Origin of the sequence: Streptococcus sp. k-163 (genome assembly GCF_013277555.1) — a bacterium.
In the GTDB taxonomy this organism is placed as follows: domain Bacteria; phylum Bacillota; class Bacilli; order Lactobacillales; family Streptococcaceae; genus Streptococcus.
In genome coordinates this window covers 52,049-72,554 of record NZ_VMND01000012.1, presented here as the reverse complement: position 1 = coordinate 72,554, position 20,506 = coordinate 52,049, and the positions used below count along the sequence as shown (strand labels likewise).

29 protein-coding genes and 2 pseudogenes are annotated in these 20,506 nt (G+C 40.0%); 16 read left to right on the top strand and 15 right to left on the bottom strand.

What is annotated here, in order from left to right; genetic code table 11:
• Positions 1–106 precede the first annotated feature (106 nt).
• From HT731_RS04830 to HT731_RS04815, 4 genes are all read left to right on the top strand, one after another.
• Positions 107–472 (top strand): GntR family transcriptional regulator, encoded by a 366-nt coding sequence (locus HT731_RS04830; RefSeq protein ID WP_000119150.1) that lies wholly within the window; start codon positions 107–109, stop codon positions 470–472.
• A 4-nt stretch (positions 473–476) separates the two neighbouring features.
• Positions 477–1,172, top strand: a complete 696-nt coding sequence (locus HT731_RS04825; RefSeq protein WP_173277889.1) for an ABC transporter ATP-binding protein — start codon at positions 477–479, stop codon at positions 1,170–1,172.
• A 15-nt stretch (positions 1,173–1,187) separates the two neighbouring features.
• On the top strand, positions 1,188–1,955 hold the full coding sequence (locus HT731_RS04820) for a hypothetical protein (RefSeq protein ID WP_173277887.1): 768 nt from the start codon (positions 1,188–1,190) through the stop codon (positions 1,953–1,955).
• Positions 1,956–2,093: 138 nt separating this feature from the next.
• On the top strand, positions 2,094–3,641 hold the full coding sequence (locus tag HT731_RS04815) for an ABC transporter ATP-binding protein (RefSeq protein WP_173277885.1): 1,548 nt from the start codon (positions 2,094–2,096) through the stop codon (positions 3,639–3,641).
• A 51-nt stretch (positions 3,642–3,692) separates the two neighbouring features.
• Here the strand turns inward: HT731_RS04815 and HT731_RS04810 are convergent, their stop codons facing one another.
• Both HT731_RS04810 and HT731_RS04805 read right to left on the bottom strand, forming a co-directional pair.
• Positions 3,693–4,388 carry an LrgB family protein gene (locus HT731_RS04810; RefSeq protein WP_001288952.1) on the bottom strand — a complete coding sequence of 232 codons (696 nt, stop codon included), beginning with the start codon at positions 4,386–4,388 and terminating at the stop codon, positions 3,693–3,695.
• Complete coding sequence (locus HT731_RS04805) at positions 4,385–4,759, bottom strand: CidA/LrgA family protein (RefSeq protein ID WP_000781325.1); 375 nt, start codon at positions 4,757–4,759, stop codon at positions 4,385–4,387. Before HT731_RS04805 ends, HT731_RS04810 begins: the two co-directional genes overlap by 4 nt.
• 274 nt (positions 4,760–5,033) lie before the next feature.
• Between HT731_RS04805 and HT731_RS04800 the strand changes: the two genes are divergently transcribed.
• From HT731_RS04800 to queF, 7 genes are all read left to right on the top strand, one after another.
• A complete protein-coding gene (locus HT731_RS04800) occupies positions 5,034–5,414 on the top strand; it encodes a MarR family transcriptional regulator (RefSeq protein ID WP_173277884.1) in 381 nt (126 codons plus the stop codon).
• A 101-nt stretch (positions 5,415–5,515) separates the two neighbouring features.
• Positions 5,516–5,737, top strand: coding sequence for a DUF4649 family protein (locus HT731_RS04795; protein WP_000570255.1), 222 nt, complete (start codon positions 5,516–5,518; stop codon positions 5,735–5,737).
• Between the two features lie 15 nt (positions 5,738–5,752).
• Positions 5,753–6,067, top strand: a complete 315-nt coding sequence (gene trxA, locus HT731_RS04790; protein WP_001029581.1) for a thioredoxin — start codon at positions 5,753–5,755, stop codon at positions 6,065–6,067.
• Between the two features lie 201 nt (positions 6,068–6,268).
• Entirely contained in the window at positions 6,269–6,922 is a 654-nt protein-coding gene (queC, locus tag HT731_RS04785) for a 7-cyano-7-deazaguanine synthase QueC (protein WP_000828768.1), read from the top strand.
• Positions 6,922–7,365 (top strand): 6-carboxytetrahydropterin synthase QueD, encoded by a 444-nt coding sequence (gene queD / locus HT731_RS04780; protein ID WP_000464573.1) that lies wholly within the window; start codon positions 6,922–6,924, stop codon positions 7,363–7,365. The genes queC and queD overlap by 1 nt, the downstream gene beginning before the upstream one ends.
• Positions 7,358–8,074 carry a 7-carboxy-7-deazaguanine synthase QueE gene (gene queE / locus HT731_RS04775; protein ID WP_033679804.1) on the top strand — a complete coding sequence of 239 codons (717 nt, stop codon included), beginning with the start codon at positions 7,358–7,360 and terminating at the stop codon, positions 8,072–8,074. Before queD ends, queE begins: the two co-directional genes overlap by 8 nt.
• An 18-nt stretch (positions 8,075–8,092) precedes the next feature.
• Complete coding sequence (gene queF / locus HT731_RS04770; protein WP_000082587.1) at positions 8,093–8,584, top strand: preQ(1) synthase; 492 nt, start codon at positions 8,093–8,095, stop codon at positions 8,582–8,584.
• Positions 8,585–8,826: 242 nt separating this feature from the next.
• On the opposite strand, the gene HT731_RS04765 is transcribed toward queF, so the two are convergent.
• A complete protein-coding gene (locus tag HT731_RS04765; RefSeq protein WP_033679802.1) occupies positions 8,827–9,495 on the bottom strand; it encodes an aquaporin in 669 nt (222 codons plus the stop codon).
• Positions 9,496–9,639: 144 nt separating this feature from the next.
• A complete protein-coding gene (locus tag HT731_RS04760) occupies positions 9,640–9,990 on the bottom strand; it encodes a helix-turn-helix domain-containing protein (RefSeq protein ID WP_033679801.1) in 351 nt (116 codons plus the stop codon).
• A gap of 150 nt (positions 9,991–10,140) precedes the next feature.
• Here HT731_RS04760 and HT731_RS04755 point away from each other — a divergent pair, with 150 nt between their 5' ends.
• Positions 10,141–10,530 carry a nuclear transport factor 2 family protein gene (locus tag HT731_RS04755; protein ID WP_033679800.1) on the top strand — a complete coding sequence of 130 codons (390 nt, stop codon included), beginning with the start codon at positions 10,141–10,143 and terminating at the stop codon, positions 10,528–10,530.
• Between the two features lie 168 nt (positions 10,531–10,698).
• Here the strand turns inward: HT731_RS04755 and pepF are convergent, their stop codons facing one another.
• From pepF to HT731_RS04710, 9 genes are all read right to left on the bottom strand, one after another.
• Positions 10,699–12,495: an oligoendopeptidase F gene (pepF, locus tag HT731_RS04750; RefSeq protein ID WP_173277882.1), complete on the bottom strand. Its 1,797-nt coding sequence runs from the start codon at positions 12,493–12,495 to the stop codon at positions 10,699–10,701.
• A gap of 10 nt (positions 12,496–12,505) precedes the next feature.
• Positions 12,506–13,249: a 16S rRNA (uracil(1498)-N(3))-methyltransferase gene (locus HT731_RS04745; protein ID WP_173277880.1), complete on the bottom strand. Its 744-nt coding sequence runs from the start codon at positions 13,247–13,249 to the stop codon at positions 12,506–12,508.
• Position 13,250: 1 nt separating this feature from the next.
• Positions 13,251–14,201 carry a 50S ribosomal protein L11 methyltransferase gene (gene prmA, locus HT731_RS04740; RefSeq protein ID WP_033679797.1) on the bottom strand — a complete coding sequence of 317 codons (951 nt, stop codon included), beginning with the start codon at positions 14,199–14,201 and terminating at the stop codon, positions 13,251–13,253.
• 14 nt (positions 14,202–14,215) lie between these two features.
• Positions 14,216–15,112 carry a GIY-YIG nuclease family protein gene (locus HT731_RS04735; protein WP_173277878.1) on the bottom strand — a complete coding sequence of 299 codons (897 nt, stop codon included), beginning with the start codon at positions 15,110–15,112 and terminating at the stop codon, positions 14,216–14,218.
• Positions 15,113–15,541, bottom strand: a complete 429-nt coding sequence (locus tag HT731_RS04730; RefSeq protein ID WP_000350642.1) for an NUDIX hydrolase — start codon at positions 15,539–15,541, stop codon at positions 15,113–15,115.
• Between the two features lies 1 nt (position 15,542).
• The gene (locus tag HT731_RS04725) at positions 15,543–16,610 is read right to left on the bottom strand and encodes a M50 family metallopeptidase (protein ID WP_173277876.1); all 1,068 of its coding nucleotides are present in this window, start codon (positions 16,608–16,610) and stop codon (positions 15,543–15,545) included.
• An 18-nt stretch (positions 16,611–16,628) separates the two neighbouring features.
• Complete coding sequence (locus tag HT731_RS04720) at positions 16,629–17,099, bottom strand: DUF3013 family protein (RefSeq protein ID WP_173277874.1); 471 nt, start codon at positions 17,097–17,099, stop codon at positions 16,629–16,631.
• Between the two features lie 291 nt (positions 17,100–17,390).
• Positions 17,391–17,843, bottom strand: a complete 453-nt coding sequence (locus tag HT731_RS04715) for a type II toxin-antitoxin system HicB family antitoxin (RefSeq protein ID WP_173277872.1) — start codon at positions 17,841–17,843, stop codon at positions 17,391–17,393.
• A gap of 36 nt (positions 17,844–17,879) precedes the next feature.
• Positions 17,880–18,059 carry a type II toxin-antitoxin system HicA family toxin gene (locus HT731_RS04710; protein ID WP_001132287.1) on the bottom strand — a complete coding sequence of 60 codons (180 nt, stop codon included), beginning with the start codon at positions 18,057–18,059 and terminating at the stop codon, positions 17,880–17,882.
• 630 nt (positions 18,060–18,689) lie between these two features.
• Between HT731_RS04710 and HT731_RS04705 the strand changes: the two are divergent.
• The 4 genes and pseudogenes from HT731_RS04705 to HT731_RS04690 form a co-directional block, all read left to right on the top strand.
• Positions 18,690–18,881, top strand: a pseudogene (locus tag HT731_RS04705) (CPCC family cysteine-rich protein); the annotation flags it as partial.
• A 9-nt stretch (positions 18,882–18,890) separates the two neighbouring features.
• Positions 18,891–19,088: pseudogene (locus HT731_RS09390) on the top strand (CPCC family cysteine-rich protein); the annotation flags it as partial.
• 202 nt (positions 19,089–19,290) lie between these two features.
• Positions 19,291–19,500 (top strand): CPCC family cysteine-rich protein, encoded by a 210-nt coding sequence (locus HT731_RS04695; protein ID WP_084928232.1) that lies wholly within the window; start codon positions 19,291–19,293, stop codon positions 19,498–19,500.
• A 12-nt stretch (positions 19,501–19,512) separates the two neighbouring features.
• Complete coding sequence (locus tag HT731_RS04690) at positions 19,513–19,674, top strand: hypothetical protein (protein ID WP_004250255.1); 162 nt, start codon at positions 19,513–19,515, stop codon at positions 19,672–19,674.
• 63 nt (positions 19,675–19,737) lie between these two features.
• Here the strand turns inward: HT731_RS04690 and HT731_RS04685 are convergent, their stop codons facing one another.
• Both HT731_RS04685 and HT731_RS04680 read right to left on the bottom strand, forming a co-directional pair.
• Positions 19,738–20,064 carry a hypothetical protein gene (locus HT731_RS04685; protein WP_033679789.1) on the bottom strand — a complete coding sequence of 109 codons (327 nt, stop codon included), beginning with the start codon at positions 20,062–20,064 and terminating at the stop codon, positions 19,738–19,740.
• Between the two features lie 2 nt (positions 20,065–20,066).
• Positions 20,067–20,264, bottom strand: coding sequence for a hypothetical protein (locus HT731_RS04680; RefSeq protein WP_173277871.1), 198 nt, complete (start codon positions 20,262–20,264; stop codon positions 20,067–20,069).
• Positions 20,265–20,506: the final 242 nt, after the last annotated feature.

Here is a 20,506-nt window from a genome sequence, read left to right as displayed (position 1 = left end):
CCATTTTTTAAGCGATTCCCAAAACAATTCTTCTTTTTGCTTGACAAGTTTTTTGTTTTGTTGTATTATTTAATTAAGACAAAAGGATAGGAGAAAGGAGACCAAGATGTCCTGGACATTTGACAACAAAAAACCCATCTATTTACAGATTATGGAGAAAATCAAGCTTCAGATTGTTTCCCATACACTGGAGCCCAATCAACAACTTCCAACCGTGCGAGAGCTGGCTAGCGAGGCGGGTGTCAATCCAAACACCATCCAAAGAGCCTTGTCAGACCTCGAACGAGAAGGATTTGTCTACAGCAAGCGCACAACTGGACGGTTTGTGACTGAAGATAAGGAGCTAATCGCCCAATCGCGCAAACAACTATCCGAAGAAGAATTGGAACACTTCGTTTCCTCCATGACCCATTTTGGCTATGAAAAAGAAGAACTACCAGGCGTAGTCAGTGATTATATTAAAGGAGTTTAAGCCTATGTCATTACTAGCATTTGAAAATGTATCCAAATCTTATGGAGCAACCCCAGCCCTTGAAAATGTTTCCCTTGACATCCCAGCTGGAAAAATTGTTGGTCTCCTTGGGCCAAATGGCTCAGGAAAAACAACCCTGATTAAACTAATCAATGGCCTCTTACAACCAGATCAAGGACGTGTCCTTATCAACGACATGGATCCAAGCCCAGCAACTAAGGCTATCGTAGCTTATTTACCTGATACCACCTATCTCAATGAACAAATGAAGGTCAAAGAAGCCCTAACCTACTTCAAAACCTTCTATAAAGATTTCAATCTTGAACACGCCCATCATCTACTTGCTGACCTTGGCATTGATGAAAATAGTCGTCTCAAGAAACTATCAAAAGGTAACAAAGAAAAGGTACAATTAATTTTGGTTATGAGCCGTGATGCTCGTCTTTACGTTCTGGACGAACCCATTGGTGGAGTAGACCCAGCAGCCCGTGAGTATATCCTCAATACCATTATCAACAACTACTCCCCAACTTCTACCGTTTTGATTTCTACTCACTTGATTTCTGATATCGAGCCAATCTTGGATGAAATTGTCTTCCTCAAAGATGGAAAAGTCGTCCGTCAAGGAAATGTAGATGACATTCGCTATGAGTCAGGTGAATCCATTGACCAACTCTTCCGTCAGGAATTTAAGGCCTAAGCAAAGGAGATTATTATGTTTTGGAATTTAGTTCGCTACGAATTTAAAAATGTTAACAAGTGGTATTTAGCCCTCTATGCAGCCGTGCTCATCCTTTCAGTCCCCCTAGGAATGCAAGGACACTACTATTCTTATATATCTTTCAAAGATAGCCAACCTTTCCTATTTATCTTTCTGGCTCTCGTCTTTGGCGGCTTGATAATTACACTTTGGATTTCAACCATTTTCTTGATTATCAAACGCTTCAAAGGTAGTGTCTATGATCGCCAAGGCTATCTGACTTTGACCTTGCCAGTTTCTGAGCACTATATCATCACAGCTAAATTAGTCGGAGCCTTCATCTGGTCTATACTTAGCTCGGCTGTACTGGCTCTAAGTGCTTTTCTTATTGTGACTATAACGGTTCCAGATTGGATGTCACATTATGACTGGTTTCCACTTGTAGAAACATACCTTCCTAAACTCTCTCTTGTGGGGTTATCCTTCCTACTAAATACTATTTCTGGAATCCTCTGCATTTACTTGGCCATTTCCATTGGACAACTGTTCAATGAATACCGTACCGCACTTGCTGTTGCAGCCTACATTGGTATCCAAATCGTCATAGGATTTATTGGAGTTTTCTTCAATACCAGTACTAACTTCTATGTCAATTCACTTGTAGGACTTAATGATAATTTCTATATGGGAGCAAGTACATCCATTATTGAGGAACTCATTTTCATAGCTATCTACTACCTCGGAATCTACTATATCTTGAAAAACAAGGTTAATTTGCAATAGTTTTAAAGTCTGGCGACAATAACTCGCTAGACTTTTTTCGTTCTCAGGACTTACATTTTTATATGAAGTATTTAATAAAAAGGAGTATAATGACTTTAAAACTAATTACATGTATATCGATAAGGAGGTCAACTCTTTATGCTGAAAAGATTTGTTAATAAGAAACACCTCATACTTTACTTCTTTTCTATTGCCATTACTTGGCTGGAAGCAATTATCACGCCAGCCCTTGTTCAGAATATTGTTGCCAGTTTTACCAATCAAGAGCTAGGCATTCTTTGGAAAGTTTTGATTTTAGGAATCCTTGGAAATCTCATCCTCTTACTAGGTTTGGCTGGGAAACGCTATTACTACGCTCGTTTGATTACTGATTTCAAATATGGAATCAAGAGTGCTATTTTCAAGCGATTTTTAAACAGTTATGAGATCGATGAAAAGGATATTTTGTCTGACCTAGAAAACGACGTCAAACAACTAGAAGAAAGCTATATTGAACCAACTGTCATCATCATTTCTTCTCTGGGCTTTACCACTGTGTCCATTCTCTATGCCCTATGGACCAATTTTTACCTGGGCTTGATTTTCATCCTCTTCTACTCCTTTCCTGTACTCTGCAGTGCTATCGGATCAAAGCGTTTGGATTCACTTTCTGAAAAGCGGTCCACTGTTAACCAGAGCTACTTAGCAAGCTTGACAAATTTTATTGGTGGTAGCCAACAAATTCGCCATTATCAGGGGCAAGACTACTTTTTTGCTCGCTACCAAAAGCAATTACAAACCAGTCTAGAGGCCGAAATCAACTATGAAAAACAACGCACTTTAAACAGTCTCTTGATCAATAGCATCGATGCCTTTTGCTCAGTCACACCTATCGTCATCGGTGGCTTTATGACCTACTATAATTATTTAGATGCGGCGAGTTTTGTGGCCATCTATCTGGTTTCCCATAATATCGGCTATCAATTTCAAGAGTTGGCCTACTTTACCAACACCCGAAAAGCGACTCGAACTCTTCTCAACAAATACCAAAAACTTTTGGGTCAGTCTGACTCCATCTCACCTAGAAGTATAGAAAACATTTTCCCTATCCAACTTGACAGCATCTCCCTAGAAAAAGAGGGGGATATCCTCCTGTCTCCGATTTCCATGCACATCAAGCAAGGAGAAAAAATCGCCATTATCGGGGAAAGTGGCTCTGGTAAAACAACCCTGCTCAATATCATTCATGGAGAAGAGACACCGACAAGTGGACAGATTAGCTTTGCTGGTCAGAACCTGTCACGTCAAGAAATCACAAGCTTTAGTTCCTATATTCTCCAAGATAGCCATTACTTTGACACTCTATCTCTGGGAGACAATATCCTTCTGGGACTGGATAAAAATAAAGAGACTTTAAATCATATCCTCAAAAAAACAGGATTGGAACATTTGAAAAATCGAACGCTCAGAAATGATAGTCTATCTGGTGGCGAGAAACAACGCCTAGAAATCGCTCGCGCCCTCTACCATGATAGCCAACTCATCTTAGCAGATGAGATTAAGGCCAATCTTGACTCGGAAAATAGCAGAAAAATTAGCGACTTGCTCTTCTCCCTACCTCAAACAGTCATTGAAGTCATTCACCACTACACGGAAGAAGACTTAAAACACTATGACCAAGTCATTCACTTAATCAAAGAAAAGTAATACTCTATAACATACGATTTTAAAAAGCAAGGAACCCGAATTCCTTGCTTTTTAACTCAATATCAAACTGGCTACAATAGGGCTGACAAAGACATAGAGAATACCGGTGACACCGATAGCCAAACCACCCATAGCTCCTGCTACAGAGCCGTATCGAAAGGCTGTGCCTGTTCCGACTGCATGGCCTGTTCCTCCAAGGGAAAGACCAACAGCTACTGGATCGTCAATTTTCAACCACTTCAAAAGGGTTGGTCCGATGACACTGGTTAAAATCCCTGTCGCCACTACTACCACCAAGGTCACAGTCGTCAAACCTTGCAATTTTTCTGTAATTCCCACTGCCATAGCGGTTGTTACTGACTTGGGAAAGAGAGAAATGGCTAGGAAAAAGTCCATGCCAAAAATCTTAGCTACAAGGGCCGTGAAAGAGGTATTGACAACTACTGCTAGCAGACTACCAAAGAGAATACTCCGAGCATGGTGCTTCATCAAGTGAAAACTCTTATAAAGCGGAATCCCTAGAGCCACGGTCGATGGGACAATCAAGTTGTTCAAATAAACCCCACCTTGGTAGTAATCTTGGTAAGAAATACCCGTCACCTTTAGAAAGATGATAATGAAAACAGCTGACAAAAGCAAGGGCGTTGTCAATGGATGTGGAAAACGTCTGTAAATCAGCATTCCCACTAGGTAAGCTAGGATAGACAGGGCAAGCCCAAACAGGGGATTGGAAACAAATTCACTCATTTGGCATCTCCTTTCTCATAATCTCCCTCAAACCGTCTCTTGATAAACTGAACCACCAAAGCAATGAGGATAATATTGATAACAGCTGCGAAAAAGACAATCAAAACAATTGGCAAAAGATAGGGAGCAATCACATCAAACTTCTCCATAATTCCCACTGCTGGCGGCAAAAAGAGAATGGTCATATTGGCCAGCAAGAAATTCCCAACCATGTTGACATGCCTGGTTCTCAACCACTTGAATTGCAGGGCTAGAAAAAGAATAATCAAACCGATAATACTGCCTGGGATAGGCAAATGAAAGAAACTGGAAATCCCCTCTCCGATTAGAGAAATCACAAAGAGAATCATTAATTGAACATATAATTTCATCCTAAACTCCACGAAATAGACTTCTGCATACCAGTTTACTCTTTTTTCAGAAAATTTCAAGGAAATGCACAAAAATTAATAAAAATAGGGAGAAAAGCGAATACAGACAATTAAAGACTTGTGAAAACAGTGTAATTTAGGATAAAAGATGCCAGCGTCCTTCTTGCCAGCTCTTTTAAAAAGTAGTATAATTATTGCATGCGCAATCAATTTATGAAATAAGCATTGTTCCAAGATCTATTTAATGTTTATAATTTTAATGAAAGGAGATACTATGACCTATTTGGAAAAATGGTTTGACTTCAATCGGCGGCAGAAAGAAATTGAAGGTCTCTTGGAAGAGACCATTGCCCAGCAGAGTGACCAAAGTCTGACCTTGAAAGAGTTCTACCTGCTCTACTATCTGGATTTGGCCCAAGAAAAATCTCTACGCCAGATTGACCTACCAGATAAGCTTCATCTGAGCCCGAGCGCTGTTTCTCGGATGGTGGCTCGCTTGGAAGCTAAAAATTGCGGTCTGCTTAGTCGCATGTGTTGTGATCAAGATAGACGCTCTAGCTTTATCTGCCTGACAAGTGATGGGCAAAAAACACTAGCCACACTACAAAAGGCTGTCGAAGAAAGCTTGGAAACTGGTTTGGATTTCTTGATTTAAGATGATTTTTTTAAAAAAAGTTGCGTGCGCAATCATTTTTCTTGACATTCTATTTTACAAGGAGTAAAATAAAGTCATCATTAAACAAAGGAGTTTTTAAAATGATTGAAATTACCTATCTAGATGCCAGCAAGAACGAAAGAACTGTAACGTTCGAATCTTATGAAGACTTTGATCGTTCACAACAAGCTTGTCTTATCGGCGTCGCAGACTACTACCCTGTTCAAAAATTGACTTACAACGGTCATGATTTGGACTACCATGGAACTTACGGAGATATCTTCTTCTATCTCAAGAAACAAGATTTAAGCCAATATAACTAAAAAAGGAGAAATACAATGGCAAAAGCAATTACAGATGCAACATTCGAACAAGAAACAAAAGACGGTTTGGTCTTGGTAGACTTCTGGGCAACTTGGTGTGGTCCATGTCGTATGCAAGGTCCAATCTTGGATAAATTGTCTGAAGAACTTTCAGAAGATGTTTTGAAAATCGTTAAAATGGACGTTGATGAAAATCCAAACACAGCTCGTGCCTTTGGAATCATGTCTATCCCAACTCTTCTCTTCAAAAAAGACGGCCAAGTTGTGAAACAAGTTGCTGGTGTACACACAGCAGAACAGATCAAGGCCATCGTTGCTGAATTGAGCTAATCACACTAGAGACCAAATACTTTCTTTGGTCTCTTTTTTCTTGCCCTTTGCCTTTTTTCAAAAAATATGCTAGACTGTAGGTAGAATATTACGATGTTTGGGACATGCCATCGCTAAAAAAAACCTCTACTTGGTATTTTTTAGCTCCCTCAAGGGAGCTTTTTGCGTGCTCTGAACATTTCCCATTTTGGAAGGAGTACTATGAAACGTCAATCTGCCTTGGTCGTCTTTAGTGGCGGTCAAGATTCTACAACCTGCCTCTTTTGGGCTAAAGAACACTATGAAACGGTCGAAGCCGTCACCTTTGCCTACGGCCAACGCCATCATCTCGAAATTCAAGTCGCTAGAGAAATCGCCAAGGAACAGGGGATTCGTCATCATATCCTAGATATGTCTCTGCTGGGGCAAATCACTGAAAATGCCTTGACTTCTGATCTGGAGATTGAGCAAAAAGAGGGAGAGGTTCCCAATACCTTTGTTGACGGTCGCAACCACCTCTTTCTATCCTTTGCGGCAGTTCTTGCTAAGCAACGAGGCATTAAAGATATCGTGACAGGTGTCTGCGAGACAGACTTCTCAGGCTACCCCGATTGTCGAGATGTTTTTGTCAAATCCCTCAATGTCACCCTCAACCTTGCTATGGATTACGACTTTGTTATCCAAACACCTCTCATGTGGCTAGACAAGGCTGAAACTTGGGAATTAGCCGACCAACTCGGTGCCTTTGACTATGTTCGTGAAAAGACCTTAACCTGCTACAACGGGATTATCGGAAGTGGCTGTGGAGATTGCCCAGCCTGCCATCTACGTCAACATGGTCTAGATGTTTATCTCTCACAGAAAGGAGAGGCCTAATGTTTTTTGCACCCAAAGAAATCAAACAGGAAACTGGGGAGTCTCTTGTCTACAATCCTCACAGAACCTTGGTATCAAAAGAGTTTACCTTCGATGCTGCCCACCACCTCTTTCACTATGAGGGGAAATGCAAATCCCTGCACGGCCACACCTATCATCTGCAGATTGCTGTCAGTGGATTTTTAGATGAACGGGGCATGACCTACGATTTCGGAGACATCAAAGCGATCTACAAGAACTACTTAGAGCCCCACTTGGATCATCGCTATCTAAACGAAACTCTTCCCTATATGAACACGACTGCTGAAAATATGGTTTACTGGATTTTCCAAACCATGAACCAAGAGTTACCAGACGAACGTGGTCTCCGTTTGGAATACGTTCGCCTCTATGAGACTCCGACTGCCTTTGCGGAGTTTAGACGGGAGTGGTTAGATGACTAGGGAACGTGTCCTCAAACTACCAGTTCTGGAAATTTTTGGGCCAACCTTTCAAGGTGAAGGCCGTGCAATTGGGCAGAAAACCATGTTTGTCCGCACTGCAGGTTGCGACTACCACTGCGACTGGTGCGATTCTGCCTTTACTTGGGATGGTTCTGAAAAACCAACTCGCATGACAGCTGACGAGGTCATTGCTGCCTTGGATAAACTAGGAAGCTACGACTACGTCACCCTATCTGGAGGAAATCCTGCTATCCTAGCAGCCAACATGGCTGAGCTAGTAACCAAGCTCAAGAAACGTGGTGTCACTCTGGCTGTTGAAACTCAAGGCTCTCGCTGGCAAAATTGGTTGAAAGACATCGACCAGGTTACTCTGAGCCCCAAACCTCCTTCATCCAAGATGGAAGTCAACTTTGAGACCTTGGACTTTATCGTTTCCCAACTGGATCCAGACAAGGTCACCTTTAAAATTCCTGTCTTTGACGATGCCGATTTGGCCTTTGCCAAAGGTATTCAAGATCGCTACCAACCAGATGTTCTCTTCTTATCAGCAGGAAATCCTGAACCCAAGGCCACAGGCAATATTATCCAAGATCAACTAGACCGTCTCAAAGAACTCTGGGAACGCGTCGCTACTGATGATAACTGGGGCAATGTCCGCGTCCTTCCCCAACTGCATACCCTCCTCTACGATAATCAACGTGGTGTTTAAAATTAGAAAGAAAAAATCATGTCACAACAAGAAGAAATGAAAAACCTAAGCCTACTAGGCAACAAAGAAACCAACTACATTTTCGAATATCAACCCGAAGTCCTAGAATCCTTTGATAATCGTCATGTGGAAAATGACTATTTCATCAAATTTAACTGTCCTGAATTTACCTCACTTTGCCCAATCACTGCTCAGCCAGACTTTGCAACTATCTATATTTCCTACATTCCTGACAAGCTCTGTGTTGAGTCAAAATCCCTCAAACTCTACCTCTTTAGTTACCGAAATCATGGAGATTTTCACGAAAACTGTATCAACACCATCGGTAAAGACTTGGTCAACTTGCTAGACCCTCGCTATTTGGAGGTTTGGGGAAAATTCACCCCTCGCGGTGGCATCTCAATTGACCCCTACTACAACTACGGTAAGCCAGGAACTAAGTATGAAGGCTTGGCAGAACAACGCCTCTTCCAACACGACCTTTATCCAGAGAAAATTGACAACCGCTAAACTCTTCGAACCGCGTTAACATCGCCTTGCCGTAGGTATAGGTTACTGACTTCGTTAGTCTTATCCACAACCTCAAAACAGTGTTTTGAGCTGACTTCGTCAGTTCTATCTACAACCTCAAAGCAGTGCTTTGAGCAACCTGCGGCTAGCTTCCTAGTTTGCTCTTTAATTTTCATTGAGTATAAACAAATACGAAAAAGCCCTGTTCCTCAAGATGAGGAGCAAGGCTTTTTGAGTTTCAATTATTCTTCTGTCCCAAGACAGTTTTTAGCAACGAGAGCTGCAAGAACACCACCAACGATTGGGGCAAGGATGAAAATCCATACTTGTTGAAGGGCTGCACCACCTACAAAGACAGCCGGTGCCAAGCTACGAGCTGGGTTAACTGAAAGTCCAGTAATATTCAATCCAACAAGGATCATAGCCATCAATGACAAACCAATTACCAAACCAGCGATCGCGCCATTGCCCTTGCTTGCTGATGTTACAGTCATGATAACCAAGACAAACAAGAAGGTTGCGATTGTTTCAAACAAGAAACCACCAAAGACAGTGACACCGTTTGCCAAGGCATTTTCACCAAGACTTGCAGTTGACATACCTGAATTTGCCAAGAGGAAAAATACAGAAGCAGATGCAAGGAAAGCACCGACTACTTGACCAAGGATGTAGTTTACAAGTTCTGAAGACGACAAACGTTTGTTAACAAACATAGCGATAGAAACAGCTGGGTTCAAGTGAGCACCTGAAACAGTTCCGATTGAAAAAGCTGCAACTACGATTGCCAAACCAAAAGCAAAAGCAATTCCAAGGTGTCCAAGACCATCAAGACCATTTCCAAAAACAACAGCTCCTGTTCCGATGAACACAAGCATGAACGTACCGATTAACTCAGCAACAAATTTTTTCATTTTCTTTCTCCTTTTTTCAAAAACTAGATACTAGTCTATCAAAAGTAAGAAAGGGTTTCAAGAAAATTGTTTGGAAATTTTCAGGTTTGACTTACTGTCTTTTAATTGAGAGATTCGATAAAAAATACATTCCCTATATAGGAATTATCTGTTATTTATCTCATTAGCATTTAGCAACTTGATATAATCCAGACCCCATTTCTCGACAGCATCTAAAACAACTCTGAATTCCTGTCCCATTTCGGTTAAGCTGTACTCAACTCGTGGGGGAACTTCCGCATAGACCTTTCGTTGAATAATCTTATCCTTTTCTAATTGACGGAGATGACGGGTCAAAATAGTTTGAGTAATCCCAGGCAATAATCTCTGCAATTCTTTAAATCGTTTGGTACCCGTACTCAACTGATAAATGATTACCAGTGCCCATTTCCCCGTTAAAACCCTCTGCGTTGTCGCAAATGGACAAATACCATACTCACTCACTTTATTTGTCATAAAATATCTTCTTTCTATTTTTTTAAAAAAATTTATCTTTTAGTATCAATAATAGTACTACTTTTGATACTAGCTATCAAAAAAGTGTCTACTTGTTTTTTTGTTTGTAACTGTTACAATTATATCATAAAAAAGAAATGGAGAATATATATGTCAACAAACTTAGAAATTTTCAATGCTTATAACCAAGCTTTAATTGCTGGTGACTTTCCTGGTGTCTTTGAAACGATGGCAGACGATATTATCTGGCATCAACCTGGTACTCATAGTATATCTGGTACAGTTGTTGGTAAGGACAAGCTAGGAACTCACCTGGCTACATTTGCTGAGAAAACTAATGGAACCTTTAAGGTGATAACAAATTGGGTTTCTGACAATGAGGATTTAATCGCAGCCAATGTTACTTTTCTTGGAACACGTGCTGATGGTACTGAACTCAATATGAACGGGATTGACCTCTTCCGCATTGAAGACGGAAAAATCAAAGAAGTTTGGCTCTTCTCTTCAGATCAAGCTGAAGAAGATAGCTTTTGGGGATAATTAAAGAGGCAGGGACAAAAAATTTCGATTTCAGGAATTCTTTATTATAAATTTTTAAAATCGATAGATTAGAAAAAAAGCGAACAAGACAGAATTCTGAGTGTCAGATAACTCGTTTTGTTCGCTTTTTATATTTAAGGTTAGACTTTTGTCCCAGACTCTTTTAATTTACTCTCCCAACTGGGCACTGTAAGCGATGATCTGATCAACTGTGTCTGATAAGAACTGAATAGTATCACGAAGTGGTTTGTCTGTTGAAATATCTGCTCCGATAATCATGGCTGACTCAAGTGGTGTCTTGCTACCACCTGATTTGAGGAGATTGAGCCAGTCTTCAGCTCCTGTTTCTGAATGTTTCAAATGAAGGTAACCCGCAGTAGAGATAACAAGACCTGCTGAGTAGGTGTAACTATACAAGCCCATGTAGTAGTGAGCTTGGCGCATCCAAGTCAGAGCCGCATCGTCGTCAATCTCAATGGCATCTCCCCAAAAGTCTGTCAATACTTCCTTCATAATGCTGTTAAGTTTGCTTGCCCCAAAGGTTTCCCCTTCTTCAATCAATGTATAGACCTTACGCTGGAAGGCTGCTTCCAAGAGGTGGGTGATGAAGTTATGGAAGTAGGTATCTGTCAAACGGTGAGCCAGAGCGAAGCGTTTTTGACGAGGGTCGTCAGACTGGTGCTCCAAGTAGTCACTGAGGAGCAATTCATTAAAAGTTGACGGTGCTTCAACATAGTAGGTCGACATGTGGGCGTTGAAGTAGCTCTGGTGATTATCTGAAAAGATGAATTGACCAGAATGCCCGATTTCATGAATCAAGGTATAGACATCGCTCAAACGGCCTGTCCAGCTCATGAGAACATAAGGATGCACGCGATATGGGTCCGCTGCATAGCCACCAGAATCCTTACCACTATTGGCAGCAAAGTCCACCCAGCGTTCTTCTTGGTAACGAGCAACTTCCTGACAATATTCTTGCCCCAAGGGTTCTACTGACTTCATGACCAACTCATAAGCATCGTCAATAGTCACTTGAGGATTTAGAGCGCTATCTAAGTCTAATTTCCAGTCTGCAAAGGTCATCTTTTCAAGACCGTTTACCTTAGCAACGTGCTTGAGGTATCTCTGAGCAACTGGCGCAAAATCTTTCATTATGAGGTCAATCTGACGGTCAAACATGGCACGGTCCACTTCTTGCTCAGCTAAAAGATAGTCAAAGACTGAGTCATATCCCTTCATATCTGCCAATAGTTTTTCAGACTTGACTTGGGCTAGATAGGCCGCTGCAGCCGTATTTTGGTGCTTACGAAGACCTTCTGAGAAGGAACGGAAAGATTTCTCACGAACCTCAGCATCCTCATGGTTTTGGTAGAAATTTTCATAGGTCACAAAGCTGTTTTTGTAGGTCTTGCCATGAGCTTCAAAGTCAGACATTTCGAAATCCCCAGCTCGCATCTTAGTATAAATGTCCTGCGGACTGTAGAAAACTTCACCGAGATTGGTCAAGGCCTTCTCCACATCAGCCCCTAGATAGTGGGCTTTTTTGATTTTTGCCTGACGAATGGCAGCTGTTAAATGAGGTAATTCACCCAAACGGTCCAAGACTTTCTCGTCCGCTGCCACCAAGGCATCGTCAAAAAAGGTCAAGGCTACGCTGGCATCTGTTTCAAATTCCATCCCAGCTTGGGCAATGTTAGCAAATTCGTCATTGCTATAGTCTGTCGTCTGAGGCATAAAGCCATAGTTTCCAATATGGCTCATCTGAATGTAGATTTGTTCCAATTCCGCAAAGGCCTTTTCAAAATCCTCAAAAGTGTGAAGATTGCCCTTGTAATCACGGCTAAACTGGTTGATGTCTTCGCGAGCCTTCTCGATCGCACGTAAGAAATCCTCACGGTCTTGGTATAGGGCTGTTAAATCCCAAAGTTCCTTCTCTGGAAATTCTGAACGGTGTTTTTGTTCCATTTTCTTCCTCTTATTTCTCTAATTCTAATAAAACACTAAGGGCTGATAAGGCGTAAAGCGGTGCTGTTTCTGCTCGCAAAATACGAGGACCAAGACCTGCCAAGACTGCTCCCTTAGCTTCAAAACTCTCGATTTCCGCAGGTGACAGACCACCTTCTGGACCAAAGATAAAGAGCAATTTGGCTCCTGTTTCAAGAGCAGCGACTGCTTGTAAGAGCGCAGCGGCTTCTCCTTCTTTGGCCGACTCTTCATAAGCTACTACGACGCGGTCAAACTGGTCAAGTTGGGCTAGGAAGTCTGCCTTTTGCTCAAACAGCTTGATGCTTGGAACAACATTACGCTTGCTTTGTTCTGCTGCTCCAAGGGCGATTTTTTCTAGTTTTTCAACCTTTTTACCCAACTTCTTGCCATCCCACTTGGCAACGGACCAATCGGCAGGAAAAGCCCAGATTTGGCTGGCACCGAGTTCGGTTACTTTTTGAGCGATGAACTCCAACTTGTCTCCCTTTGGAAAGCCAGATGCGATGGTCACTTGGACTGGCAGTTCCACATTGTCAGCTAGCTCTTCGACCAACTCAAACTGACGATTTTCCACATCTAGCACACGCGCCAAGCGCTTAATCCCATCATCAAAGACTAAGGTAACCTCATCATCTTCCTTCAGGCGCATAACCTGAAACATATGCTTGCTGGTTTCCTTGTCCTCGATGGTGACAGGAGAGTTAGCACTGCCTTTGACAAAATACTGCTGCATCCTAGCCTCCAATCACACCTGAAATATCCTTGGTCTTCTTGAAAACACAGGCATTCCATTCCCCTTGAATCATGTGGGTTTCAAGGAAAAATCCAGCTGACTCAGCCGACTCGCGCACCATGTCCCACTTGTCCTTGATAATTCCACTCATGATGAGGTAGCCTTCATCCTTGACCAAACGATAAGCATCATCCGTCAGATGAATGAGGATATCCGCCAAGATATTAGCCACAATGACATCTGCCTCAATCTCAACATCCTTAAGTAAGTCTCCTGCTGCTACATGGATGTTTTCCATTCCAGGGTTGAGTTCAATATTTTCCTGAGCAACTCGAACTGCTACATCATCCAGATCGTAGGCAAAGATTTCCTTGGCACCAAGTAGCGAGCTGGCAATAGAGAGAACCCCTGAACCAGTCCCCACATCCAGCACCGTTTCGCCACCACGAAGAACCTGTTCCAAGGCAAAGAGACTCATCTTGGTTGTTGGGTGGGTTCCCGTTCCAAAGGCCATACCAGGGTCTAGCTTGATAATTTTTTCTCCCGCAGTCGCCTCATAGTCTGTCCAAGACGGCACGATGGTCAAATCATGAGTGATACGAGCTGGCTCATAGTATTTCTTCCAGTTGTCCGCCCAGTCTTCCTCAGCCAAGGCAGTCGTCCCCATTTTTACTTCTCCCAAATCCATAAAATCTGTCAATTCTGCTAAGCGAGCCTGTAAGTCCGCCTCAACCACTGCCACATCCACCGTGTCAGGGTAGTAGGCCGTCACCACAATTTCTTCTTGTTGCTCAACCTCTGGGAAAATCTCACCAAAGCGGTTAACATTTCCCACATAGTCCATACTGTCTTCAATCGCAACACCTTGTGCTCCTAGCTCAATCAAGAGATTGGAAACCAACTCCTCTCCCTCACGCTTCACTGTAACTCTTAACTCTTGCCATGTTTCCATTTAATTTTTCCTTATCAATCTATTAATTCTTCTAATTCTTTTAAAGTTCTTCCATCCTGATTTTTCCAATCAGTTCGTCCGTTCGTTTGCATACCCAGCAAAAAAGCCGCTGCATAAGAAGGACTAGAAAAGAGTTGTTTTTCCTTTAACACTCCATCTTGAATAACCTGTGAATCTATTAAATTCTGACGCATTTCTTTTAAACTTGCTGGAAGGTTAGGAGAATCCATTATTTCTACTTGACTTCCTTCTAAAACAACAAAACCTTCAGTTGTCCGTTCACAAGTTGCTTCTATTACTTTGTTAGATTTCTTAGTTTTACGCTTTAAATAAAGATAAGTTGAATGATTATCAGTCAAATCTTTACTAACTTCCTTTGTCATTGGAACAAAAACACGATAACCTAAAGTGCCGATAATCATTAGTGTATTTTCAATAATTTCGTCCAGTTCAGATTCCTTTTCCTCAGTTACATTACCAGGATTTGGATCATTCCCATTTTTCACAATATAGCGACCAGCTTGTTTAGCAAGTTGAGTAAATTTATTTTCCAAATAGCTAATTTCTGTTGGACCGAAAGAATTATTTTGAGTTGTTAGAATTATGACGTCATTAAAATAATCTGCGTGAGTATCGCGGGTATGCTCTTGAATTCGCAACAATACCCCTTCACCATTTTTCCGAGTTATCGCCTGACCAATATAGGTCACATCTTTCTGTTTATCTTCATCTCGACCAAATAAGAAATAAATACCACTTTGTTTCATTTCATCACGAGACTTCAAATCTCCCAACTGAATACGAGGTATTTTGTAAATCACTCCCGTCCAATTTGACAAAGTACATTTGATTTTTCCAGTTACTTCACCATCCATGAGAAACATATTGATATTTTTGCTACGCTTTGCCATTTATCGAACTTCCTCCAAATAATCTCTCACTCTATCCTGCAACTGAGGTACAACTTGACTGGAACTAAGAAATTCCTCAACATTCATGAGCTGATAGCCCTGTCCTTCATCACCAAAGGTGATATTGTCAAACTGTTCTTGACTTAGCTGACCAACCATAAAGACAGAGTGCCGATCTTCATAGAGCATACTTGGATAAACCTTGCTCCAAAGCAGACAATTCTCAGTCAGATGAATTCCCAGTTCTTCATAAACTTCACGCGCTGCGCACCCAAAAGGGCTTTCATCACCTTCACGTCCACCACCTGGCAGTTCCCACATATTGGGCCAGGGAATGCTTGCCTTATCATCGCGTAAGATAGTCAGAAGCTTATTCCCACAAAACAAAGCAATCTTACAGCCTGTGAAATCAGAAATCTCTATGTCCATGTCAAACTCCTTTGTCTAATTCTTGTTCCAGCTCTGCTAACCAGTTCTCATAATAGCTTTTCTCGTCCCTCAACATGCGACTAGTATTCATTTTCTGTCTAGCAGTCTTCATAGCCTTGCGAGTTTTAGCTACATCATTCTTAACTTTAAATTGATACCAGGCTTGAATCATTTGCACATCTGCCATTTTTAGAGATAAAAAGGATTTAACGCTTCGAATACTTGCATATTCCTCCGCTTTCTCATGATCACCTTCTAGCAAGGCGATTTGAAGAAGGTTTAGTTGGCAAAGAGTTTCAGACATCGAGTGTTCTGTTCTCTCTAGTAAAGATTGAAATAGCTCTTTAGCTGCCTCTAAATGACCATCCAATATGAAAACCACTCCCTGAAGAGTTTCAATACTTTCTGCGAAACTCCCTCTCGCATCCTCATCAACAGTCATGGTAAAATCTTTCAAATCATATTTTTGAGGAGCCAGCAAAGTTTGAGCAGAATGTCTCAATACCAAGTAGGCGTATTTGGTATTTTCAGGGTATTGTAGCAATTCCCAGATTTTTGCTCCATCGGTGATTCCGACTGGCAAAACGTTGTTTAAGAAGAAAGATAAATTTAGAAAAATCCAAGTGCCTGCAAAATACCAGCTTCTTGTCAAAAATCCAAAAAGTGTTGCCAATAATATCAAGCAAAGGTGAACTATCAAGCCACCTGAAAGCATTAAGATGATTCTTTGATCACTTTCATTCTCTTTTAAACCAATATACTGAGCACCAACATTTTTTATAACTGCTGTTCGACTAAGATGAAGCCTTCCTGACTTTTTGGTTAAAAGAAAGTTCCCTAATCCAAAAGCCACCAGACGATAGCCTGTCAGATAACCACAAAATGCATGACCAAGCTCATGAAGAATAAAGATTACATACATGCTTAGAAGAGCGAAGGCATATCCAAAAGTAAAGACTAAAACTGCGGAATACCCCAACTCTGCAAATGCGATTGTTCCACAAGCAAAAGCTAGCATCATCACAAGAACAGACACTGTCTGAATCAAATACGTCACAATTTTTTTCATAAACTCTCCCAATAATCCCTAGTATCTTGGATAAGGATAAAATTCTCCCTCTTCCAAGCCTACTTTTCCTTCTTCAAAGACTTCTGGGTTCCATTCCATGACAAATTCTTCTGCTTCTGGGTCTTCCAAAAAGTCCATAAGGGCATCTAGTCCAACCTCGGCAGTATCTTTAAGGAATAGAGCAAAATAAGCTAAAAATTCACGAGAAAAACCTTTTTTAGGCAAGTAAGGGATGACAGTCAAATAGTCTTCCTCATTGACGGTTGACTTGGCATGGTTGTAAAAAAGTACAGCTTCTTCAAAAAGGATATCATCTGACGAAACCTCTCCTTCTTCATCCACCATCTCCACACCTGTAGCATTTTGCGCTTCCAATAGAAAACTCACTTCAACTGCGTGGTTACGCTTGTCCCAGCTAATCTCAAAATCAAAGGGAAAATTCTTCTCCAACTCTTCCTCTAAAACATCTAAAAATCCGTATGTTGCCATTTTGTCCTCTTTCTATGCGACTCTTAAATCGCCCCGATTGCTCGGAAATATGCTAAAATAGATACTACCATCTTACCACAAAATTATTTTATGTCCTAATTATACCATATTACCTCATTTAAACCCTTGGTATTAGTGATTTTCTTAAAAGTCTGATTTCTTTATTTTTCCTGAAAAATCAATATAAAAAGCCCTCAAAAGGGCTAAGAAACCTATAAAATCAATAGACAAGTAACTAGCACAATTGAACGTGCTTTTTTATTGACTATTACCACGATACCACACTTAATCTTAGGCTTGAATTTTCTTATCTGCAATAGCATCTGTCAAAGTCTGAGAAAAGTTAAGTCCCATTTCTCGTCCCAACTTATCTGCCCATCTTGGTATGGTCAAGGTCTTTTTAATTGGTTCCTGACTTCCTAGGTATTCTAATACATCAACAGATACCATAGAAATAAAAGATTTATCAAGGTCATAGGTTGACACGAAATCTTCATCATCTTTAAAAGGATCATTATCAATTAAAGACAAGCTATTGATATCTGATGGCTGGGGCAAATCTTCATCATTCTCTATCAAATCTGCAACAGTTATGCCTAACCACTCCGAACCCATAGCCAAAGCCTCAGAAATCCCCGCACCTTGTGTAGCTGAGTATTCAAAATCCGGAAAATGAACAAAATAAGTCGCTTTTACCTCATCTGTATCATCATAATAAAATAAAGCTGGATATGTCACTAACATTTCACTACCTCCATATCAAAAAGCAGGGGCTGAATTTTACAACCCAGCTTGCTTTCTTATCCCTCTTTCAGTGTACTTATTCAGTTCACCATGAGGGATTGTGATAGGTCTTTCCCCTTGCTTCTCCATTTTAATATGAGAACCTTTACCGCCTCTAGTCTTTATCCAACCATGAGCCGTAAGGAGTTTAACCATCTCTTTTTGTGTCATAGGCATAGCGCTTTTACCTCCTGACAACACCATTATAACACGTGCTACACGTATTGTAAAGGAGTAATACTTATTATTCTCTTATACATAAAAGCCCCTAGATGTGGTTCTAAGGGAAGTCTTATATAAACGGATAAGCAGAACTATCAGAGTTCCTGCTTTTCTCGACCCACTAGAAGTGGCTCGATTGAATCTTAACATTACTTCTCCTCTCTTCATTAAAAAATGATTATCACCCAAAATTATATTACGATTTTTCTAAAAGACTAGCAAAAACTACTAAATCAATACGTTCGGTAGAAGAGAAACTTGCATTGTCAGATAAACTGTTTCATCATTTACCATACTTTATTCATTAGTAATATCACTTGATTTGAAGTATAATATTGGAAAGGAAATCAGTAATGAATTTAGAACAGTATTTAGGGAAAGAAGTTAGGATTGTTTTTGTTGACGGGCAAATTTTAGAGAGTCATTGTAATAGGCTTTACAGGGAAACTTGATACGGAAGATGAACTCTATGATGAAATTACAATAAGAACAGATAAATATCCATATGTTGGATTTAATGAATCTGAAATCGCATCAATAGAATTAACTCAAGACGGTATTACAAAATAACAGGAGTTGTTTATCATGAATAAAACTAAAAAAGAGAATTTAATTTTCATTGATGGTTGGGAGCATGTGCATTGCCCTGTATGTGGAACTTTAGTAGAAACTTATAATATTTGCGATGTTTGTCATTGGCAAAATACGGGAGCATTTAATATCGATGGTGGTCCTAATAAAATGACGCTTGCTGAAGCGAAAATGGCTTATAAAAGGAAGAACGACATGAATGAATCACAAAAGACTTGGGAAATTGACGGGGAAATCTGGATACATTGCCCTGTTTGCGGAACTGAAGTTATGGACTATGATATCTGTGACGTCTGTCGTTGGCAAAATACAGGTATTATAAATATAGACGGTGGTCCAAATAAAATGACTCTAGCTGAAGCTAAAGAAGCTTACGCAAGGAGAAAAATCGTAAAAATTCGAGAATTTGATACAGTGTTGTTAAAAAACGGTCAAACGGCGACAATTGTCGAAAAGTTAAGTGAAGATACTTTTATTGCTGACATAGGAGATTCCCCGAAAGACTGGGATACCATAACAATTACAATCAATGATATTGAAAAAGTAGTGTATAGAAATAGCTAATAGATTTGTATAGTGTTGGGAGTAACCTTAAATGAATAAGACTGGAAAAGAGAATTTAATCATTATTAACGGTAGCGAATATGTCCATTGTCCAGTATGTGGTACTGTTACAGCAGTGTATGATATCTGTGACGTCTGTCAGTGGCAAAATACAGGAGAAACTAATATAGATGGTGGCCCTAATGAAATGACACTAGCTGAAGCCAAAGAAGCTTACGCAAAAGGGATTCCAATAATATAAAAAGGAAAATTTATGGAACTTGAAAACTTTAACAATAAGGTTGTTAAAATTACTGATACTGACAATAAAACATATGAAGAGATTTGTCTTTTTAATGATAAAGAAGTCTATGATGAAGAATATCTATCAAAACAGGAAATAGATGGATTAAACTATTCGAGAATGAAATTGTAACAGTTGAAATGATCAACAAAGATTAAATGGAGTAAAAACTCCTTCTAATAGATAGCCACTATTTCACTTTTCAACCATGTTTATAATTTCTTTTAAGCTTGGTTTTGTTTTTCTGATTCTATCCCATGATCTCATTTTTAAAAAAGTCCCTAAATAGATACCGTTTATCTTTGGTAATTCGTTAGAAAGATTGTACTTCTCTCGAATCTCATCTTTATGACTTTCTACAAATTTGCTACGAGGTAAGCAATAAAAAATACCTTCCCCAAAATAACTTAAATCTTCATCAGATAGTTCAATAAGCTCTTCAGGTTTTACAAAAATCGCTCTATTAACTCTATCTTTGCCACTGGCAAAGGCTTTCTCCACAAATCTTTTATCTAGTCCCATCTTTATTTAACTCTCTCAAATTGTTTTAGTTCCAGAACAGTCAGTTCTTTAAATTCTTTTCCTGTTTCGTTTAAATATTTGTTAATTTTTCCAAGATTGTATTTCATAGGTGCTGATTTCACTCCATTTGGTAAACCAACTAGTCCGTCAAATTCCATAAATGCCTTATTTTCAGGTAGCTTTGAATTTGAAGTATTCATCTAGTTCCATTTTCTCCTTTTCAAATATTACTATCTAAATTTATATCTACTATATACTTTATCAAGAAAACTTCCTAACTTGGTAATTCCATCATTTCCATTCCTTATCCCTCTCTTTTCATTATAGTTCATGCAATAACATCTAGCAATATTATTTCTCAAATCAGCAATTCCACTTCTTTAGGCTTAACTATCATATTTTGAGCTTTAAGGAAAATCAATTCTCTCATGCTGATACCTCT

Coding starts and splice junctions, on each gene's coding strand:
- HT731_RS04810 (WP_001288952.1), bottom strand. CDS start 4,388: ATGAGTGAATTTGTTTCCAATCCCCTGTTTGGGCTTGCCCTGTCTATC.
- trxA (WP_001029581.1), top strand. CDS start 5,753: ATGGCAAAAGCAATTACAGATGCAACATTCGAACAAGAAACAAAAGAC.
- HT731_RS04805 (WP_000781325.1), bottom strand. CDS start 4,759: ATGAAATTATATGTTCAATTAATGATTCTCTTTGTGATTTCTCTAATC.
- HT731_RS04795 (WP_000570255.1), top strand. CDS start 5,516: ATGATTGAAATTACCTATCTAGATGCCAGCAAGAACGAAAGAACTGTA.
- HT731_RS04765 (WP_033679802.1), bottom strand. CDS start 9,495: ATGAAAAAATTTGTTGCTGAGTTAATCGGTACGTTCATGCTTGTGTTC.
- queC (WP_000828768.1), top strand. CDS start 6,269: ATGAAACGTCAATCTGCCTTGGTCGTCTTTAGTGGCGGTCAAGATTCT.
- HT731_RS04720 (WP_173277874.1), bottom strand. CDS start 17,099: ATGGCAACATACGGATTTTTAGATGTTTTAGAGGAAGAGTTGGAGAAG.
- HT731_RS04820 (WP_173277887.1), top strand. CDS start 1,188: ATGTTTTGGAATTTAGTTCGCTACGAATTTAAAAATGTTAACAAGTGG.
- HT731_RS04830 (WP_000119150.1), top strand. CDS start 107: ATGTCCTGGACATTTGACAACAAAAAACCCATCTATTTACAGATTATG.
- HT731_RS04825 (WP_173277889.1), top strand. CDS start 477: ATGTCATTACTAGCATTTGAAAATGTATCCAAATCTTATGGAGCAACC.
- HT731_RS04715 (WP_173277872.1), bottom strand. CDS start 17,843: ATGTTAGTGACATATCCAGCTTTATTTTATTATGATGATACAGATGAG.
- HT731_RS04680 (WP_173277871.1), bottom strand. CDS start 20,264: ATGAATACTTCAAATTCAAAGCTACCTGAAAATAAGGCATTTATGGAA.
- HT731_RS04695 (WP_084928232.1), top strand. CDS start 19,291: ATGAATAAGACTGGAAAAGAGAATTTAATCATTATTAACGGTAGCGAA.
- HT731_RS04710 (WP_001132287.1), bottom strand. CDS start 18,059: ATGCCTATGACACAAAAAGAGATGGTTAAACTCCTTACGGCTCATGGT.
- pepF (WP_173277882.1), bottom strand. CDS start 12,495: ATGGAACAAAAACACCGTTCAGAATTTCCAGAGAAGGAACTTTGGGAT.
- queD (WP_000464573.1), top strand. CDS start 6,922: ATGTTTTTTGCACCCAAAGAAATCAAACAGGAAACTGGGGAGTCTCTT.
- HT731_RS04800 (WP_173277884.1), top strand. CDS start 5,034: ATGACCTATTTGGAAAAATGGTTTGACTTCAATCGGCGGCAGAAAGAA.
- HT731_RS04690 (WP_004250255.1), top strand. CDS start 19,513: ATGGAACTTGAAAACTTTAACAATAAGGTTGTTAAAATTACTGATACT.
- HT731_RS04735 (WP_173277878.1), bottom strand. CDS start 15,112: ATGGCAAAGCGTAGCAAAAATATCAATATGTTTCTCATGGATGGTGAA.
- HT731_RS04725 (WP_173277876.1), bottom strand. CDS start 16,610: ATGAAAAAAATTGTGACGTATTTGATTCAGACAGTGTCTGTTCTTGTG.
- HT731_RS04815 (WP_173277885.1), top strand. CDS start 2,094: ATGCTGAAAAGATTTGTTAATAAGAAACACCTCATACTTTACTTCTTT.
- HT731_RS04755 (WP_033679800.1), top strand. CDS start 10,141: ATGTCAACAAACTTAGAAATTTTCAATGCTTATAACCAAGCTTTAATT.
- HT731_RS04745 (WP_173277880.1), bottom strand. CDS start 13,249: ATGCAGCAGTATTTTGTCAAAGGCAGTGCTAACTCTCCTGTCACCATC.
- prmA (WP_033679797.1), bottom strand. CDS start 14,201: ATGGAAACATGGCAAGAGTTAAGAGTTACAGTGAAGCGTGAGGGAGAG.
- queE (WP_033679804.1), top strand. CDS start 7,358: ATGACTAGGGAACGTGTCCTCAAACTACCAGTTCTGGAAATTTTTGGG.
- queF (WP_000082587.1), top strand. CDS start 8,093: ATGTCACAACAAGAAGAAATGAAAAACCTAAGCCTACTAGGCAACAAA.
- HT731_RS04685 (WP_033679789.1), bottom strand. CDS start 20,064: ATGGGACTAGATAAAAGATTTGTGGAGAAAGCCTTTGCCAGTGGCAAA.
- HT731_RS04760 (WP_033679801.1), bottom strand. CDS start 9,990: ATGACAAATAAAGTGAGTGAGTATGGTATTTGTCCATTTGCGACAACG.
- HT731_RS04730 (WP_000350642.1), bottom strand. CDS start 15,541: ATGGACATAGAGATTTCTGATTTCACAGGCTGTAAGATTGCTTTGTTT.